The 17,238-nt window shown below is 68.1% G+C and carries 16 protein-coding genes; 11 read left to right on the top strand and 5 right to left on the bottom strand.

Annotated features, from left to right (window positions below; all coding sequences use genetic code 11):
* Window positions 1-18 precede the first annotated feature (18 nt).
* From dnaB to rpsF, 5 genes are all read right to left on the bottom strand, one after another.
* Window positions 19-1,440 carry a replicative DNA helicase gene (gene dnaB, locus BLR99_RS06115; RefSeq protein WP_011794375.1) on the bottom strand — a complete coding sequence of 474 codons (1,422 nt, stop codon included), beginning with the start codon at window positions 1,438-1,440 and terminating at the stop codon, window positions 19-21.
* A gap of 185 nt (window positions 1,441-1,625) precedes the next feature.
* Window positions 1,626-2,078 (bottom strand): 50S ribosomal protein L9, encoded by a 453-nt coding sequence (gene rplI / locus BLR99_RS06110; RefSeq protein ID WP_011794374.1) that lies wholly within the window; start codon window positions 2,076-2,078, stop codon window positions 1,626-1,628.
* A gap of 12 nt (window positions 2,079-2,090) precedes the next feature.
* A complete protein-coding gene (gene rpsR / locus BLR99_RS06105) occupies window positions 2,091-2,372 on the bottom strand; it encodes a 30S ribosomal protein S18 (protein ID WP_011794373.1) in 282 nt (93 codons plus the stop codon).
* Between the two features lie 18 nt (window positions 2,373-2,390).
* Window positions 2,391-2,687 carry a primosomal replication protein N gene (gene priB / locus BLR99_RS06100; RefSeq protein WP_011794372.1) on the bottom strand — a complete coding sequence of 99 codons (297 nt, stop codon included), beginning with the start codon at window positions 2,685-2,687 and terminating at the stop codon, window positions 2,391-2,393.
* A gap of 22 nt (window positions 2,688-2,709) precedes the next feature.
* Entirely contained in the window at window positions 2,710-3,087 is a 378-nt protein-coding gene (gene rpsF / locus BLR99_RS06095; protein WP_011794371.1) for a 30S ribosomal protein S6, read from the bottom strand.
* A 238-nt stretch (window positions 3,088-3,325) separates the two neighbouring features.
* Between rpsF and grpE the strand changes: the two genes are divergently transcribed.
* The 11 genes from grpE to BLR99_RS06040 all read left to right on the top strand — a co-directional run bounded on the left by grpE (window position 3,326) and on the right by BLR99_RS06040 (window position 17,201).
* Window positions 3,326-3,895 carry a nucleotide exchange factor GrpE gene (gene grpE / locus BLR99_RS06090; protein WP_011794370.1) on the top strand — a complete coding sequence of 190 codons (570 nt, stop codon included), beginning with the start codon at window positions 3,326-3,328 and terminating at the stop codon, window positions 3,893-3,895.
* A gap of 127 nt (window positions 3,896-4,022) precedes the next feature.
* Window positions 4,023-5,987, top strand: coding sequence for a molecular chaperone DnaK (dnaK, locus tag BLR99_RS06085; RefSeq protein WP_011794369.1), 1,965 nt, complete (start codon window positions 4,023-4,025; stop codon window positions 5,985-5,987).
* 110 nt (window positions 5,988-6,097) lie between these two features.
* Complete coding sequence (dnaJ, locus tag BLR99_RS06080; protein WP_011794368.1) at window positions 6,098-7,234, top strand: molecular chaperone DnaJ; 1,137 nt, start codon at window positions 6,098-6,100, stop codon at window positions 7,232-7,234.
* A gap of 171 nt (window positions 7,235-7,405) precedes the next feature.
* Window positions 7,406-8,341 (top strand): LysR family transcriptional regulator, encoded by a 936-nt coding sequence (locus BLR99_RS06075; RefSeq protein ID WP_011794367.1) that lies wholly within the window; start codon window positions 7,406-7,408, stop codon window positions 8,339-8,341.
* A 49-nt stretch (window positions 8,342-8,390) separates the two neighbouring features.
* Complete coding sequence (gene leuC, locus BLR99_RS06070) at window positions 8,391-9,812, top strand: 3-isopropylmalate dehydratase large subunit (protein ID WP_011794366.1); 1,422 nt, start codon at window positions 8,391-8,393, stop codon at window positions 9,810-9,812.
* Window positions 9,813-9,840: 28 nt separating this feature from the next.
* Window positions 9,841-9,966 carry an entericidin A/B family lipoprotein gene (locus BLR99_RS06065; RefSeq protein WP_013593697.1) on the top strand — a complete coding sequence of 42 codons (126 nt, stop codon included), beginning with the start codon at window positions 9,841-9,843 and terminating at the stop codon, window positions 9,964-9,966.
* A 28-nt stretch (window positions 9,967-9,994) separates the two neighbouring features.
* Window positions 9,995-10,648 carry a 3-isopropylmalate dehydratase small subunit gene (gene leuD, locus BLR99_RS06060; protein ID WP_011794365.1) on the top strand — a complete coding sequence of 218 codons (654 nt, stop codon included), beginning with the start codon at window positions 9,995-9,997 and terminating at the stop codon, window positions 10,646-10,648.
* Window positions 10,649-10,691: 43 nt separating this feature from the next.
* Window positions 10,692-11,765, top strand: coding sequence for a 3-isopropylmalate dehydrogenase (gene leuB / locus BLR99_RS06055; protein WP_011794364.1), 1,074 nt, complete (start codon window positions 10,692-10,694; stop codon window positions 11,763-11,765).
* 155 nt (window positions 11,766-11,920) lie between these two features.
* Entirely contained in the window at window positions 11,921-12,685 is a 765-nt protein-coding gene (locus BLR99_RS06050) for an SDR family oxidoreductase (RefSeq protein ID WP_011794363.1), read from the top strand.
* A gap of 307 nt (window positions 12,686-12,992) precedes the next feature.
* Entirely contained in the window at window positions 12,993-14,123 is a 1,131-nt protein-coding gene (gene asd, locus BLR99_RS06045; protein WP_011794362.1) for an aspartate-semialdehyde dehydrogenase, read from the top strand.
* Between the two features lie 270 nt (window positions 14,124-14,393).
* Window positions 14,394-17,201, top strand: coding sequence for a motility hub landmark protein FimV (locus BLR99_RS06040; RefSeq protein ID WP_041827844.1), 2,808 nt, complete (start codon window positions 14,394-14,396; stop codon window positions 17,199-17,201).
* Window positions 17,202-17,238 lie beyond the last annotated feature (37 nt).

The raw sequence follows: 17,238 nt of genomic DNA, 5'->3' as shown, positions 1-17,238 counted from the left end.
GGCCCGTCCTGGCCGGCGTCAGAAATCGTCGCCCGACCCCATGGCGAGGTTCTCGAACCGCGTCTGGTTCTTCTGGAAGAACAGCTTCACCGTGCCGGTGGGGCCGTTCCGCTGCTTGCCGATGATGACCTCGGCCACGTTGGGCTCCTTGGAGTCCTTGTTGTAGTAGTCGTCGCGGTAGATGAACATGATGATGTCCGCGTCCTGCTCGATGGCGCCGGATTCGCGCAGGTCGGACATCATGGGACGCTTGTCGGTGCGCTGCTCCACCGAGCGGTTGAGCTGCGATAGCGCGATCACCGGGCACTGCAGTTCCTTGGCCAGCATCTTCAGCCCCCGCGAGATTTCGCCCAGTTCGGTGGCCCGGTTGTCGGCACTGCCCGCGCCCGAGCCGCTCATGAGCTGCAGGTAGTCCACCACGATCAAGCCGAGCTTGCCGCACTGGCGTGCCAGACGGCGGGCATTGGCCCGCAGTTCCCCCGGGGTGAGCCCCGGCGTTTCGTCGATGTGCAGCGAGACGGTACGCAGCCGCTCGATCGCCTCGGTGAGGCGCGGCCATTCCTCGTCCGTGAGCTTGCCGGTCCGCAGGTTGCCCTGGTTCACGCGGCCGATCGAGCCCACGATACGCACGGCCAGCTGGGCGGCGCCCATTTCCATCGAAAAGATGGCCACGGGAAGGCCTTCGTTGAGCGCCACGTGCTCGGCAATGTTCACGGCGAACGAGGTCTTGCCCATCGAAGGGCGCGCGGCCAGCACGATCATGTCGCCCGCCTGCAGTCCCGAGGTCATGCGGTCCAGGTCGGCGAAGCCGGTGGGGACCCCGGTCACGTCCATCGGGTTGTCCGCCATCTCCTGCACCTGGTCCAGCAGGTCCACCACGAGGGTGTCGAGCGACTGGAAGCCCTGCTTGTTGCGCGAGCCCTCTTCGCCGATGGCGAAGATCTTGGATTCGGCCTCGTCCAGGATCTTCTCGACCGTCTTTCCCTTCGGATTGAAGGCCGTCGTGGAGATTTCGTCGCTCGCCGTGACGAGCTTGCGCAGGATGGAGCGCTCGCGCACGATCTCCGCGTAGCGGCGGATGTTGGTGGCGCTGGGAACGTACTGCGCCAGATTGTTGAGATAGGCCAGCCCGCCCACCTCCTCGGCCTTGCCCAGGCTCTGCAGCTCGCCGAAGACCGTGATCACGTCCGCCGGCTTGCTGGCATTCACCAGCTTGCCGATGGCCGAATAGATGAGCTGGTGCTCGTGCCGGTAGAAATCCCCGTCCACCAGCAGGTCACCCACCCGGTCCCAGGCCATGTTGTCGAGCAGCAGGCCGCCCAGCACGCTGGACTCGGCCTCCAGCGAATGCGGTGGCATGCGCAGCCGGGCCACCTCCTGGTCCGCCGGGGCGGCAGACGCGAAATCGGATTCGTGCAGCGGAGGGAAGTCGGAACTCATGGCAATCGATCCTTGCGCTTCCGGCACCACAGCGGGGCCGGAAACTGTCGGTCAGTGGACAAGTCTGTGGAAAAGCCGTTCACAGCCGGTGGGCTGGCGGTGCATGGATGCGGCGCCAGAAAACGCAAAAGCCGCCTCGGGAGGCGGCTTTTGCCGGGTGGAAAGCGCTCCGGCTTTCTTGCCGATCAGGCGGTTTCGCCGTACACGGACACGGTGACTTCCACCACCACGTCGGTGTGCAGGGCCACGCTCACCGTGGAGTCGCCCACGGTCTTGATGGGGCCGCTGGGCAGGCGGACCTGCGACTTGGCGATCTTGTAGCCTTGCTTGTTCAGCTCTTCGGCGATGTCGTGGTTGGTCACGGAGCCGAACAGGCGGCCGTCCACGCCGGCCTTCTGCGTCAGCTTGACGGTCGTGCCGCCGAGCTTCTCGCCCTGGGCCTGGGCTTCAGCCAGCTTGGCGGCTGCAGCCTTTTCGAGTTCGGCGCGCTTGGCTTCGAATTCGGCCTTGTTGGCTTCGGTGGCGCGGCGTGCGCGGCCCGAGGGGATCAGGAAGTTGCGTGCGTAGCCGTCCTTGACCTTGACGATTTCGCCCAGGTTGCCGAGGTTGACGACTTTGTCGAGCAGGATGATTTGCATGGCTCTTGCTCCTCAGATCTTGTGCTGGTCGCTGTAGGGCACCAGGGCCAGGAAGCGCGCACGCTTGATGGCGGTGTTCAGCTGACGCTGGTAGATGGCGCGCGTGCCGGTCAGGCGCGCGGGGATGATCTTGCCGTTTTCGGCGATGAAGTCACGCAGCGTGTCGACATCCTTGTAGTCGATCTCTTCGACGCCGGCGACCGTGAAACGGCAGAAACGCTTGCGCTTGAACAGCAGCGACTGGGTGTTGCGCTTCGGACGCTTGTCCTTGTTGAACTTCTTGAACGTGGCCATTTGGAAGCCTCTTGAAAATTAATCTTGTTGAATGTCCTGGATGTGGAACACCAGACCCTTGGCGTTGCGCGGCGTGGCGAGGAAGCCCTGGAAGGTCCAGAGGCTGCCCAGTGCCTGCCGGGCGAGGCGTTCGGCCAATGCGCCGAAGGCCACTGCCTTCACAACCGCCGCAACGTCTCGCTGCACGCCAGCCTCGGACTGCTTCGAGCCGTGCTCGAGCTTCAGGTCCAGGGCGGGCAGGCCGGCCGGGGTGTACCGCAGAGGCTTGGTCTCCGCGATGCAGGCCGTCAGCGTCACGCTGTTGCAGGGTTCCACAGCTCCCGGGAAAGCGGTCGGATCAGCGCTCGTTGGCAGCGGCGAACTCGGCCTGGCTGGCCTTGCGTGCCTCTTCGCGCTCGACGGTCTTCATCATCGAGGAAGCGCCGGTCTCGGCCTTCTTCTTCACGACGGTCAGGTGGCGCAGCACGGCGTCGTTGAACTTGAAGGCATGCTCCAGTTCAGCCATCACGGCCTGGTCGGCCTCGATGTTCACGCACAGGTAATGGGCCTTGGCGAGCTTGTTGATCATGTAGGCCAGCTGGCGACGGCCCCAGTCTTCCACGCGGTGGATCTTGCCGCCGCCGGCGGTGATCATGCCCTTGTAGCGCTCCAGCATGGCTGGAACCTGTTCGCTTTGATCCGGATGGATCAGCAAGATGATTTCGTAGTGACGCATGCTTTTCTCCTTCTGGGATGAGCCACCCGCCGCGTCATGTGAAGCAGTGTGGCAAGGCAAAGCCGGCGATTATAGCCCTACCCCCGCCGGCTTGTACACTCCTTGCGCCGGCATGTGCGCTCCGCCCCCCGTTCGGGAGGCAGATGCCGGAATTTGGCGGGACTTCGCTTGAAATCCCTCCCTTTGCACCCAGGTGCCGTGCGTCCATCGTTCATTCACCTACACCAGAACAACCGACATGTCCGATCAACAGCATTCAGCCCCCCAGAACGCCGCGGCGACGGCGTCTCCGTCCGACAGCCCCGAAGCCGTGGAGGCGACCATGGCCGCGCATGCGGCGGACGAGCTGGGCCGCCTGCAGAACGAACTGGCCGAGCTCAAGGCCAAGAGCGCCGACCTCGCCGACCAGTTCCTGCGCGCCAAGGCCGAAGCCGAGAACGCCCGCCGCCGCGCGGACGAGGAAGTCTCCAAGGCACGCAAGTTCGGCATCGAGAGCTTCGCCGAGAGCCTGCTGCCCGTGGCCGACAGCCTGACGGCGGCGCTCGCCATCAAGGACGCCACGATCGAGCAGCTGCGCGAAGGCACCGACGCCACGCTGCGCCAGCTCACCTCCGCCCTCGAGCGCAACAAGGTGCTGGCGATCCAGCCGGGCGCCGGCGAGAAGTTCGACCCCCACCAGCACCAGGCCATCAGCATGGTGCCCGCCGAGCAGGAGCCCAACACCATCGTGTCCGTGCTGCAGAAAGGCTACGTCATCGCCGACCGGGTGCTGCGCCCGGCCCTCGTCACGGTGGCGGCACCGAAGTGACGCCCCCGTCCGGCCCTCGCCGCCCGGTACGCCGCGGAAAGAAATTCCCCGGGCCGACGGCTTGAAGCCGGACAAGTTATCCACAAGTTACTGGCTATCCAAATCCTTCAAGATCGCGGAGAAAAACATGGGAAAAATCATCGGTATCGACCTGGGCACCACCAATAGCTGCGTCGCCATCATGGAGGGCAATACGACCCGCGTGATCGAGAACAGCGAAGGCGCCCGCACCACCCCGTCCATCATCGCCTACCAGGAAGACGGCGAGATCCTCGTCGGCGCCTCGGCCAAGCGCCAGGCCGTGACGAACCCCAAGAACACCATCTACGCCGCCAAGCGCCTGATCGGCCGCAAGTTCGAGGAAAAAGAGGTCCAGAAGGACATCGACCTCATGCCCTACACGATCGCCAAGGCCGACAACGGCGACGCCTGGGTGGAAGTGCGCGGCAACAAGCTGGCCCCGCCGCAGATCAGCGCCGAGGTGCTGCGCAAGATGAAGAAGACCGCCGAGGACTACCTGGGCGAGCCCGTCACCGAGGCCGTGATCACGGTGCCGGCGTACTTCAACGACGCCCAGCGCCAGGCCACGAAGGACGCCGGCCGCATCGCGGGCCTGGACGTCAAGCGCATCATCAACGAGCCGACGGCCGCGGCGCTGGCCTTCGGCCTGGACAAGCAGGAGAAGGGCGACCGCAAGATCGCCGTCTATGACCTGGGCGGCGGCACGTTCGACGTGTCCATCATCGAGATCGCCGATGTCGATGGCGAGAAGCAGTTCGAAGTGCTCTCCACCAACGGCGACACCTTCCTGGGCGGCGAGGACTTCGACCAGCGCATCATCGACTACATCATCGCCGAGTTCAAGAAGGAACAGGGCGTGGACCTGTCCAAGGACGTGCTGGCCCTGCAGCGCCTGAAGGAAGCCGCCGAGAAGGCCAAGATCGAGCTGTCCTCCTCCGCCGCGACCGACATCAACCTGCCCTACATCACGGCCGACGCCTCGGGCCCGAAGCACCTGAACATCAAGCTGACCCGCGCCAAGCTGGAAAGCCTGGTGGAAGAGCTGATCGAGCGCACCATCGCTCCCTGTCGCACGGCCATCAAGGACGCCGGCATCAGCGTGTCGGACATCCACGACGTGATCCTGGTGGGCGGCATGACCCGCATGCCCAAGGTGCAGGAAAAGGTCAAGGAATTCTTCGGCAAGGAGCCGCGCAAGGACGTGAACCCCGACGAGGCCGTGGCCGTCGGTGCCGCCATCCAGGGCCAGGTGCTCTCGGGCGACCGCAAGGACGTGCTGCTGCTGGACGTCACCCCGCTGTCGCTGGGCATCGAGACCCTGGGCGGCGTGATGACCAAGATGATCACGAAGAACACCACGATCCCGACGAAGTTCGCGCAGACCTTCTCCACCGCCGACGACAACCAGCCGGCCGTGACGATCAAGGTGTTCCAGGGCGAGCGCGAGATCGCCAGCGCCAACAAGCTGCTGGGCGAGTTCAACCTGGAAGGCATTCCGCCGGCCGGCCGCGGCGTTCCGCAGATCGAGGTGACCTTCGACATCGACGCCAACGGCATCCTGCACGTGAGCGCCAAGGACAAGGGCACGGGCAAGGAGAACAAGATCACCATCAAGGCGAACTCGGGCCTGTCCGAGGACGAGATCCAGAAGATGGTGAAGGACGCCGAACTCAACGCCGCCGACGACAAGAAGAAGCTGGAGCTGGTGCAGGCCCGCAACCAGGGCGAGGCCGCGGTCCACAGCGTGACCAAGAGCCTGTCCGAGCACGGCGACAAGCTCGAGGCCGGCGAGAAGGAGACGATCGAGGCCGCGGTGAAGGACCTCGAGGCCGCGCTCAAGGGCGAGGACAAGGCCGCGATCGAGGAAAAGACCAACGCCCTGATGGCCGCGAGCCAGAAGCTCGGCGAGAAGATGTACGCCGATGCGCAGGCAGCCGCCGCGGCGGCGGGTGCCGGCGCGGAAGCCGGTCCGGCCGCCGGCCAGGCCGCGTCCTCCGCGGGTGGCGCGTCCTCAGCTCCGCACGACGACAACGTGGTGGACGCCGAAGTGAAGGAAGTCAAGAAGGGCTGACGACGCCACGCGCACCCACCGGGCGCGCGTGCCTTCCCTAGCCGCCGCGCCGTGCCCTTTCCCCCGAGGGCCTGCGCGGCGTTCGTGTTCCCAAAGGACCCGAAAACACCATGTCCAAACGAGACTTTTACGAAGTCCTGGGCGTTCCCAAGAACGCCTCGGACGAAGAGATCAAGAAGGCCTATCGCAAGCTGGCGATGAAGCACCACCCGGACCGCAACCAGGGTGATGCCGCCAAGCCGGCCGAGGAGAAGTTCAAGGAGGCCAAGGAGGCCTACGAGATGCTCTCCGATCCGCAGAAGCGCGCGGCCTACGACCAGTTCGGCCATGCCGGCGTCGATCCGAACATGCGCGGCCCCGGTGGCGCCGGCGCGGAAGGCTTCGGCGGTTTCGCGGAAGCGTTCGGCGACATCTTCGGCGACATGTTCGGCGGCCGCCGGGGCGCGGGCGGCGGGCGGCAGGTCTATCGCGGCAACGACCTCAGCTACGCGATGGACATCACGCTGGAGGAGGCCGCCAAGGGCAAGGAAGCGCAGATCCGCATCCCGTCCTGGGAGAACTGCGAAACCTGCCACGGCAGCGGCGCCAAGCCCGGCACCAGCGCAAAGACATGCACGACGTGTTCGGGCACGGGCACGGTGCAGATGCGCCAGGGCTTCTTCAGCGTGCAGCAGACCTGCCCGCACTGCCGCGGCACGGGCAAGATCATTCCCGAGCCGTGCGTCACCTGCCACGGCCAGGGCAAGGTCAAGAAGCAGAAGACGCTGGAAGTGAAGATCCCCGCCGGCATCGACGACGGCATGCGCATCCGCAGCGTCGGCAACGGCGAGCCGGGCACCAACGGCGGGCCTCCGGGCGACCTCTACATCGAGATCCGCCTGAAGAAGCACGAGATCTTCGAGCGCGACGGCGACGACCTGCACTGCCAGGTGCCGGTGAGCTTCATCACCGCGGCCCTGGGCGGCGAGATCGAAGTCCCCACGCTGCAGGGCAAGGCCGCGATCGACATCCCCGAGGGCACCCAGGCCGGCAAGCAGTTCCGGCTGCGCGGCAAGGGGATCAAGGGCGTGCGCGCCAGCTATCCGGGCGACCTGTACTGCCACATCGTGGTGGAAACGCCCGTGAAGCTCACCGAGCACCAGCGCAAGCTGCTGCGCGAACTGGACGACTCCCTCAAGAAGGGTGGCGGCAAGCATTCGCCCAGCGGCGAGAGCTGGACCGATCGGCTGAAGAACCTCTTCACCTGACCGCCCCGCATGCCCGCTGCAGGCCGCCCGCGCACCGCGCCGGGCGGTTTTTTTTGTCCCGGTGTCCGCCATCGCGATGTGCGACGTCGTGTTTCGCGACGGCCCGCCCCATCCATACAGGAGAAAATACCACCCAGACTTCTCTTTCGAAGAAGCCCGACGCCCCGCCCCATGAAAAATCCCGACCGCCATTTCGCGCGCCGCATCGACCTGACCTCGCTGCAGCTGTTCGTGGCCGTCTGCGAGCTGGGCAGCATCGGTCGCGCCGCGGAGCGCGAATTCATCGCGGCCTCCGCGGTCAGCAAGCGCCTGTCGGACCTGGAGACGGCCGTGGGCTCCGCGCTGCTGTACCGCCACAGCCGGGGCGTGACGCTGACGCCGGCGGGCGAGAGCCTGCTGCACCATGCGCGCACCGTGCTCTTCGGGCTGGAGCGCATGCAGGGCGAACTGAGCGAATACGCCGACGGCGTGCGCGGCCATGTGCGGGTGCACGCGAACATTTCCGCCATCGTGCAGTTCCTGCCCGAGGATCTCGGGGCCTTCGCCAGGGAACACGCCCAGGTCAAGATCGACCTGCAGGAGCACCTGAGCCCCGACGTCCTGCATGCCGTGCGCGAAGGCGCCGCCGACCTGGGCCTGTGCCATACCGGCGACGGCGCCGAACCCCAGGAACTGCAGAGCCGCCCCTACCGCAGCGACCGGCTGGTGCTCGTGGTGCCCGAGGGGCATCCGCTGGCGGGACGGCCCGCGGTCCGGTTCGAGGACGTGCTCGACTGGGACATCGTCGGGCTGCAGGCCAACAGCAGCATCAGCCTCGCCATGCGGCGCGGCGCGGCGCGTGCCGGGCGGCCCCTGCGCCAGCGCATCCAGGTCACGGGCCTGGACGCCATGTGCCGCATGATCGACAACGGCCTCGGCATCGGGCTGCTCCCCGACCGGGCCTTCGCGCTGATGCGCGGCGTGGGGCGGCTGCAGCCGGTCGCCCTGGACGAACCCTGGGCGGAACGCTCGCTGCGGCTCGTCGCGCGTGACTTCGGCAGCCTGCCCGTGACGGCGCGGCTGCTGGCCGACCATCTGGCACCGCCGGAACGCAAGACCTCTTCCTAGAATCCACCCACCCATCCCCACCCTGAACCAGCCCAAGAGAGAACACACCATGGGACGCACCCTCTACGACAAGATCTGGGACGAGCATGTCGTCCATACCGAAGAGGACGGCACGGCCATCCTCTACATCGACCGCCACCTGGTGCATGAAGTGACCAGCCCGCAGGCGTTCGAGGGCATCCGCCAGGCCGGCCGCAAGGTCTGGCGCGTCAGCTCCATCGTCGCCACGGCCGACCACAACACGCCCACCACCGGCTGGGAGCGCGGCTACGACGGCATCGAGGACCCGATCAGCAAGGAACAGATCACCACGCTGGACAAGAACATCGCCGAAGTGGGCGCCGCCGCCTTCTTCCCGTTCATGAGCAAGCGCCAGGGCATCGTGCACGTGATCGGCCCCGAGAACGGCGCCACCCTGCCCGGCATGACCGTGGTCTGCGGCGACAGCCATACCAGCACGCACGGCGCGTTCGGCGCCCTGGCGCACGGCATCGGCACCAGCGAGGTCGAACACGTGATGGCCACGCAGACCCTGCTGGCCAAGAAGGCGAAGAACATGCTGATCCGCGTGGAGGGCCAGGTCGCCCCCGGCGTGACGGCCAAGGACATCGTGCTGGCCATCATCGGCAAGATCGGCACGGCCGGCGGCACGGGCTACACCATCGAGTTCGCGGGCCCCGCCATCCGCGCCCTGAGCATGGAAGGCCGCATGACGGTCTGCAACATGGCCATCGAGGCCGGCGCCCGCGCCGGCCTGGTGGCGGTGGACGACAAGACCATCGAGTACGTGAAGAACCGGCCGCTCTCCCCCACCGGTGTGGAATGGGATCAGGCCGTCGCCTACTGGAAGACGCTGCATTCGGATGCCGACGCCCACTTCGACACCGTCGTCACCTTGAACGGCGCCGACATCGTTCCGCAGGTCACCTGGGGCACCTCGCCCGAGATGGTGCTGGGCGTGGACGCCAGCGTGCCCGACCCGGACAAGGAAAAGGACCCGAACAAGCGCAGCGCCATCGAGCGCGCGCTCACCTACATGGCACTGGAGCCCGGCAAGCCGCTGAACGACATCTTCGTGGACAAGGTGTTCATCGGCAGTTGCACCAACAGCCGCATCGAGGACATGCGCGAAGCCGCTGCCGTGGTGAAAAAGCTGGGCCGGAAGGTGGCACGGAACATCAAGGTGGCGATGGTGGTGCCCGGCTCGGGCCTGGTGAAGGAACAGGCCGAGCGCGAAGGCCTGGACCAGGTCTTCAAGGCCGCGGGCTTCGAGTGGCGCGAGCCCGGCTGCTCCATGTGCCTGGCCATGAACGCCGACCGCCTGGAGCCGGGCGAGCGCTGCGCGTCCACCAGCAACCGCAACTTCGAAGGTCGCCAGGGCGCGGGCGGGCGCACCCACCTCGTCAGCCCCGCCATGGCGGCCGCCGCGGCCGTGCACGGGCACTTCGTGGACATCCGCAAGTTCGCCTGACCGCCACCAGCCCCTCCAGGAATCCGCCATGAAAACTTTCACCGCCCTGTTCGCGCTGGCCCTGGGCCTGCTGCTGGCCGGCTGCAACACCGTCAAGGGCATGGGCCAGGACGTGCAGCGCGCCGGCAGCGCCATCGAGCGCGCCGCCAAGTAATCCGAACCGAACCGCAACGGACACTGCCATGCAGAAATTCACCCTCCACAAAGGCCTCGTGGCCCCCATGGACCGCGAGAACGTCGATACCGACGCCATCATCCCCAAGCAGTTCCTGAAGTCGATCAAGAAGACGGGCTTCGGCCCCAACCTGTTCGACGAGTGGCGCTACCTGGACCAGCCGGGCCAGCCCGGCGTGCCGGAATCGGCCCGCAAGCCCAACCCCGATTTCGTGCTGAACCAGCCGCGCTACGCGGGCGCCTCCATCCTGCTGGCGCGCAAGAACTTCGGCTGCGGATCGAGCCGCGAGCATGCGCCCTGGGCGCTGGACCAGTACGGCTTCCGCGCCATCATCGCGCCGAGCTTCGCCGACATCTTCTTCAACAACAGCTTCAAGAACGGCCTGCTGCCCATCGTGCTGCCCGAGGCCACGGTCTCCCAGCTGTTCGACGAGGTGCATGCCTTCCCGGGCTACGAACTGACCGTCGATCTGGAGCGCCAGGTCATCGTGCGCGCCCAGGGCGCCGAGATCCCGTTCGAGGTGAACGCCTTCCGCAAGTACTGCCTGCTCAACGGCTTCGACGACATCGGCCTCACGCTGCGCCAGGCCGACAAGATCCGCGCCTTCGAGGCGGAGCGGCTGGCCACCAAGCCCTGGCTCGCGCACACCATGCCGGCCTGATTCCCCGAGACCTTCTTCGCAACCGCACCCAAGAGAACTACCAATGAAAATCGCAGTCCTGCCCGGCGACGGCATCGGCCCCGAAATCGTGGCCGAGGCCGTGAAGGTGCTCGAAACGCTCGACCTTCCCTTCGAGATGGAATCCGCCCTGGTCGGCGGCGCGGCCTACGAGGCCCACGGCCACCCCCTGCCCGAGTCCACGCTGACGCTCGCCCGGGAAGCCGATGCCGTGCTGTTCGGCGCCGTGGGCGACTGGAAGTACGACAAGCTCGACCGCCCGCTGCGTCCCGAGCAGGCCATCCTGGGCCTGCGCAAGAACCTCGGCCTGTTCGCCAACTTCCGCCCGGCGATCTGCTACGAGCAGCTCACGCACGCCTCCAGCCTCAAGCCCGAACTCGTCGCGGGCCTGGACATCCTCATCATCCGGGAGCTGACGGGCGACATCTACTTCGGCCAGCCGCGCGGCCGCCGCACGGCCACCGACGGGCATTTCCCCGGCGCCGAGGAAGCCTTCGACACCATGCGCTACAGCCGCCCGGAGATCGAGCGCATCGCGCACGTCGCCTTCCAGGCCGCGCGCAAGCGCAGCAGGAAGGTCACGAGCGTGGACAAGGCCAACGTGCTGGAAACCTTCCAGTTCTGGAAGGACGTGGTCACCGACGTGCACAAGGAATACCCCGACGTGGAGCTGGAGCACATGTACGTGGACAACGCCGCCATGCAGCTGGTGAAGAAGCCCAAGGCCTTCGACGTGGTGGTGACGGGCAACATGTTCGGCGACATTCTTTCGGACGAGGCCTCCATGCTCACGGGTTCCATCGGCATGCTGCCTTCGGCCAGCCTGAACAGCAGGAACCAGGGCCTGTACGAGCCCAGCCACGGCAGCGCGCCCGACATCGCCGGCCAGGGCATCGCCAACCCGCTGGCCACCATCCTGTCGGCCGCCATGATGCTGCGCTTCAGCCTGAACCAGGAAGCCGCCGCCCAGCGCATCGAAGCCGCCGTGCAGAACGTGCTGGCCCAGGGCCTGCGCACGCCCGACATCTGGAGCGAGGGCACGACCAAGGTCGGCACGGCGCAGATGGGCGATGCGGTGGTGAAGGCCCTGGCGCGCTGACACCTTACCCGTTCCACTTCCCGACCAGCGGCCCACAAGGGCCGCTTTTTTTCGGCTGCCGCCCGGCGCATCATGGGTCCGGATGCGGCCAGACGGCCAGCGCGGCCCTGCGCAGACTTCCAGGCATGTTCCACCACCGCACCGGAGTCCGCAGCATGCCTTCCCTCGACCACCGAATCGCCATCGTCACGGGCGCCAGCTCGGGCATCGGCAGGGCCGCCGCCCTGCTCTTCGCGCAGCAGGGCGCGCGCGTCGTGGCCGGAGCGCGGCGCCAGGCGGAGCTGGACCGGCTCGTGGCGGAGATCCGGGACGCCGGCGGACAGGCCACCGCGCTGGCCGGCGACGTCCGCGATGCCGCCTACGCCGGGGCCCTGGTGCAGGAGGCGGTCGGGCGGTTCGGCGGGCTGGACATCGCCTTCAACAACGCCGGCACGCTCGGGCCCCTCGGCTCCACGACCGACATCCATCCGGATGACTGGCGCCACACGCTGGACACCAATCTCGGCAGCGCATTCCTCGGCGCGCGGCAGCAGATCCCGGCCATGCGGGAACGCGGCGGCGGCTCCGTCATCTTCACCTCCACCTTCGTCGGCTACACCGCCGGGTTCGCGGGCGTGGCGGCGTACGCAGCCAGCAAGTCCGGCCTCATCGGGCTGGCACAGGCCCTGGCGGCCGAATATGGCGCCGAAGGAATACGCGTCAATGCCCTGCTGCCCGGCGGCACCGACACCCCCATGGCACGCGAGATGAACGGCAGCCCCGAGGCCCTGGCCCAGGTAGCCCGGCTGCACGCCCTGCGGCGGCTGGCGCGCCCCGAGGAAATCGCGCAGGCGGCGCTCTACCTGGCGTCGGACGCTTCGTCTTTCGTCACCGGCACCGCGATGCTGGTGGACGGGGGCATCTCGGTCCTGCGCGGCTGAACAGCGCGGCCACGTGTGGCGCTGCCGCGACGCGGACCGGGCTCCCGCCGCCTGCATGCTAACTCCGCGTACGCCGCGCCCCCGTGCATCCGCTAAAATCGCTCTTCATGTTTGCCGCCCGCCCGTTCGCCCTGAACACCGCCTCTGCCGCCCTGGCAGGCGTGGCCACGCGCGCATTCACCACCAAAACCACGACCACCATTAAGGGCTGATCCAGCCTGGTTCGTCGTGCGCCCTTCCTGGCCCTGACGAGCCAGGCGAGCAGTCCCGGTCGGGTACTGTTTTCTTAAACCGAAAGGGCGTTGAAATGAGCAAGTTGGTAGGGTTGGTCGGCTGGCGCGGCATGGTCGGCTCGGTCCTGATGGAGCGCATGGAGGCCGAGGGCGATTTCGGCCTCATCGAGCCGCTTTTCTTCTCCACCTCGAACGCGGGCGGCAAGGCTCCGGCGCAGGCGAAGAACGAAACCACGCTGCAGGATGCGTTCGACATCAACGCCCTCAAGCGCTGCGACATCATCCTCACCGCCCAGGGCGGCGACTACACGAGCGAAGTGTTCCCCAAGCTGCGCGATGCCGGCTGGAAGGGCCACTGGATCGACGCCGCCTCCACGCTGCGCATGAAGGACGATGCCGTGATCGTGCTCGATCCGGTGAACATGCCCGTCATCAAGGATGCACTCGCCAAGGGCGGCAACAACTGGATCGGCGGCAACTGCACCGTGAGCTGCATGCTGATGGGCGTGGGCGCGCTCTACAAGGCCGGCCTCGTCGAGTGGATGAGCACCCAGACCTACCAGGCGGCCAGCGGCGGCGGCGCGCAGCACATGCGCGAGCTGCTCACGCAGTACGGCACGCTGAATGCCGAAGTGCGCTCGCTGCTCGACGATCCGAAGAGCGCCATCCTGGAGATCGACCGCAAGGTCATCGCCAGGCAGCGCAGCCTCTCCGAGGCCGAGACCGCCAACTTCGGCGTGCCGCTGGGCGGCAGCCTGATCCCCTGGATCGACAAGGACCTGGGCAACGGCATGTCGAAGGAAGAGTGGAAGGGCATGGCCGAGACCAACAAGATCCTCGGCCAGGGCGAAGGCTTCGGCACCCAGGCCGTGCCGGTGGACGGCTTCTGCGTGCGCGTGGGCGCCATGCGCTGCCACAGCCAGGCACTGACCTTGAAGCTGAAGAAGCACGTGCCCGTGGCCGACATCGAGGCCATGATCGCCGCCGACAACGAGTGGGTGAAAGTGGTGCCGAACACGCGCGAAGCCACGCTCCGTGACCTGACGCCCGTCGCCGTGACCGGCACCATGACCATCCCGGTCGGCCGCATCCGCCAGCTCGCCATGGGCCCGGACTACATCGGCGCCTTCACCATCGGGGACCAGCTGCTGTGGGGCGCCGCCGAGCCGCTGCGCCGCATGCTGCGCATCCTGCTGGACGCCTGAACGCAGCGTCTTCCTGCCCGGGCTGACGTAACCGGGATACAGGATTCACGCACGCTTTGTTACGAGTCGTTGTCCTACGACAACATGCAAAAACAGTCTCTCGCGGCCCTCCCATGGAGGTGATCGCGGGGGCCCGGCGCCTCGCTTGTCACTGCAAAACATTGATGCTATGGTGCTTTTTACATATTTTCACGCGAGAGCGCGGAACCGGGGTTCACCCCGCTTCCGCGCTTTTCGCGAAAGCTCAAACTTGATCGGCTGATGGCACACATGCATCGTTGGAAACTATCTGCTCTGGCCGCGGCGGCCCTCGTCTCGACCGGCTTCTACACCTCCGATGCCAGTGCCCTCTCCCTCGGGCGCCTGTCGGTCCAGTCGGCCCTGGGCGAGCCGCTGCGGGCCGAGATCGACCTGCCCCAGATCACGGCCGCCGAAGCGGAATCCCTGCGCGCCGCGCCGGCTTCCGCGCAGACGTACCGCGCGCAGGGCCTGGAGCTCTCCCCCACCCTCAACGACCTGCAGGTCCGGCTGCAGCGCAAGGCCGATGGATCCATGGTCCTGCGCCTGACCACCACCCGCCCCGTCAACGACCCCTTCGTGGACCTCGTGCTGGACACCAGCTGGAACGCGGGCCAGCTCGTGCGCAGCTACACCCTGCTGCTCGACCCGCCCGCCAGCCGCCGCGAGGCGCCCGCCCCCACCGCCACCGCGCAGGCGGGCGCGGCCCCTTCGCCCGTGCCGCAGGCCCCGTCCCGCCCGGCAGTGCCCGCGCCGCAGCCGCGCGCCGAGGTTCCGGCCCCGTCTTCCGCGGCAGCACCTGCGCCGGCCTCACCGCCACCGGCCCGCCCGCAGCGCCCCGCCGCCGCGCCGGCACTGGCACCCGCGGCAGCGTCTGCGGGCGCCGCAGAGAGCGTGCTGGTACGCCCCGGCGACACGGCCGGCCGGCTGGCCGGCACCTACCGCCCTGCCGGGGTCTCCCTGGACCAGATGCTGGTGGCCATGATGCGCGCCAACCCGGACGCCTTCATCCGCGGCAACGTGAACCGCATGAAGGCGGGCGCCGTGCTGCAGATGCCGAACGAGACGCAGGCCCGTGCCACGCCGCCGGCGGAAGCGCGGCAGATCATCGCCGCGCAGAGCCGCGACTTCAACGAATTCCGCCGCCGGCTCGCGGGCGCGGCCCCTTCCGCCGAGGTGGCCGCGGCAGAACGCTCGGCCAGCGGCCGCGTGCAGACGCAGGTCGAAGACCGCAAGGCCGCGACCGCCGCGCCCGACCGGCTCACGCTCTCCAAGGGCGCCATGCGCGGCCAGCGCGCCGCCGAGGAGCAACTGGCACGCGACAAGCAGGCCGGGGCCGACTCCGCCCGCATGGCCGAGCTGTCCAAGAACATCTCCGAACTGAACAAGCTGGGAGCCGCTTCCGCACCCGCGGGCGCACCCGCGCCGTCCGCTGCCGCCTCGGCCGCGCAGCCCGGCCGCATCGCCGTGCCGGTCGGCACCCCTGCGGCCTCGGTGCCGGCCCCCGCGGCATCCGCGACCGCTCCCGCGCCGGCCCCCGCGCCGGCGGCCAGCGCACCCTCCGCGGCACCGGTTGCCGCTGTGGCTTCGGCAACGGCATCCGCTCCGGCGCCGGCTCCAGCGCAAGAAGCGGCGGCCTCCGCGCCAGCCGTGGCCGAGGCCCCGGCCTCCGAGGCCTCGGCCGCTGCAGCGCCCGCCCCGGCTCCGGCCGCGCGCCCGCAAACGCCTCCCCCGGCCGCGCCGCCGGAAGAGCCCGGATTCCTGGACTCCCTGCTGGAGAACCCGATGTTGCCCCTGGCCGGGGGCGGCCTGCTGGCCCTGCTGCTGGGCTATGGCGTCTATCGGACGGTGCAGAACCGGCGCAACCGCAATGCGGTGGACAGCTCCTTCCTCGAAAGCAAGCTGCAGCCGGACTCCTTCTTCGGCGCGAGCGGCGGACAGCGGGTGGACACTGCCAGCAGCCAGCTCACCACGGGGGCATCGTCCATGGCGTACTCGCCCAGCCAGCTCGACGCGGGCGGCGACGTGGACCCCGTGGCCGAAGCCGATGTCTATCTGGCCTACGGCCGTGACCTGCAGGCGGAAGAAATCCTCAAGGAGGCCTTGCGCCACAGCCCCGACCGTACCGCGGTGCACGTGAAACTGGCAGAGATCTACGCCAAGCGCCAGGACCGCAAGGCGCTCGGCGCCGTGGCCCAGGACGTGTTCCGGCTGACCGACGGGCAAGGCATGGACTGGAACCGCGTCGCGGACCTCGGCCGCAGCATCGACCCGGAGAATCCGCTGTACCAGCCGGGGGGCCGCCCCCCGATGCTGGACGACGATGCCGCGCACAGCCTGCCTGCCGAAGGATTCCCCAGCACGCTGACCGACGGCCGCGCGGTTGCTGGCGCCGCCGCCGGGGCAGCTGCAGCCACCGCAGCAGCGATGCCGCCCGACCTCGACCTGGACCTGGATCTCGACCTGCCGGACGATGCCCTGACCGAAGCGCCTGCCCAGCCGCCTGCGGCGCCCGGCGCCTTCGCAGCGGCGACGGCTGCAGCCACGACGCCATCTCCGGCCAGCGCCGCACCGGCGCCGGCAGAGGCTGCGGAGCCGGTGCTCGAGTTCGACCCGTCGCCCACCTCTCCGCTCCCGATGGCCGGCAGCGCCGCTCCGCAGTCCGCGCCGGCTCCGGAACTGGACTTCCCCGATGATCTGTCGCTGGCAGACTCGGCCCGCGCCTCGCTGGAGCCGGAGGCCGCACCCGCTTCGGCCCCCGTTCCCCTCGAATTCGACCTGGGCGATCTGTCGCTGGACCTGGACGCGCCCTCCGCCGGCCGCGTGGAGCCGTCCACCGCTGGAGCAGAACCTGCCCCCGCCGCCGCGGAGCCTGGCGAAGCAATGGGCGATGCCGCCGGACTGCCGGACGACCCGCTGGCCACCAAGCTGGCGCTGGCCGAAGAGTTCAATGCGATCGGGGACGCCGAAGGCGCTCGCACCCTGGTCGAGGAAGTCATCGCGGAATCCTCGGGCCCGCTCAAGGCCCGGGCACAGCGCCTGCTGGCCGAACTGGGCTGATGGTCCGGCAGTCCGCGACCGGGCGGGCCCGGCGCAC

This window comes from Paracidovorax citrulli, from assembly GCF_900100305.1.
Classification (GTDB): Bacteria; Pseudomonadota; Gammaproteobacteria; order Burkholderiales; family Burkholderiaceae_C; genus Paracidovorax; species Paracidovorax citrulli.
Note: the sequence above shows the minus strand (reverse complement) of the source record. Positions and strands in the feature narration are given on the sequence as shown.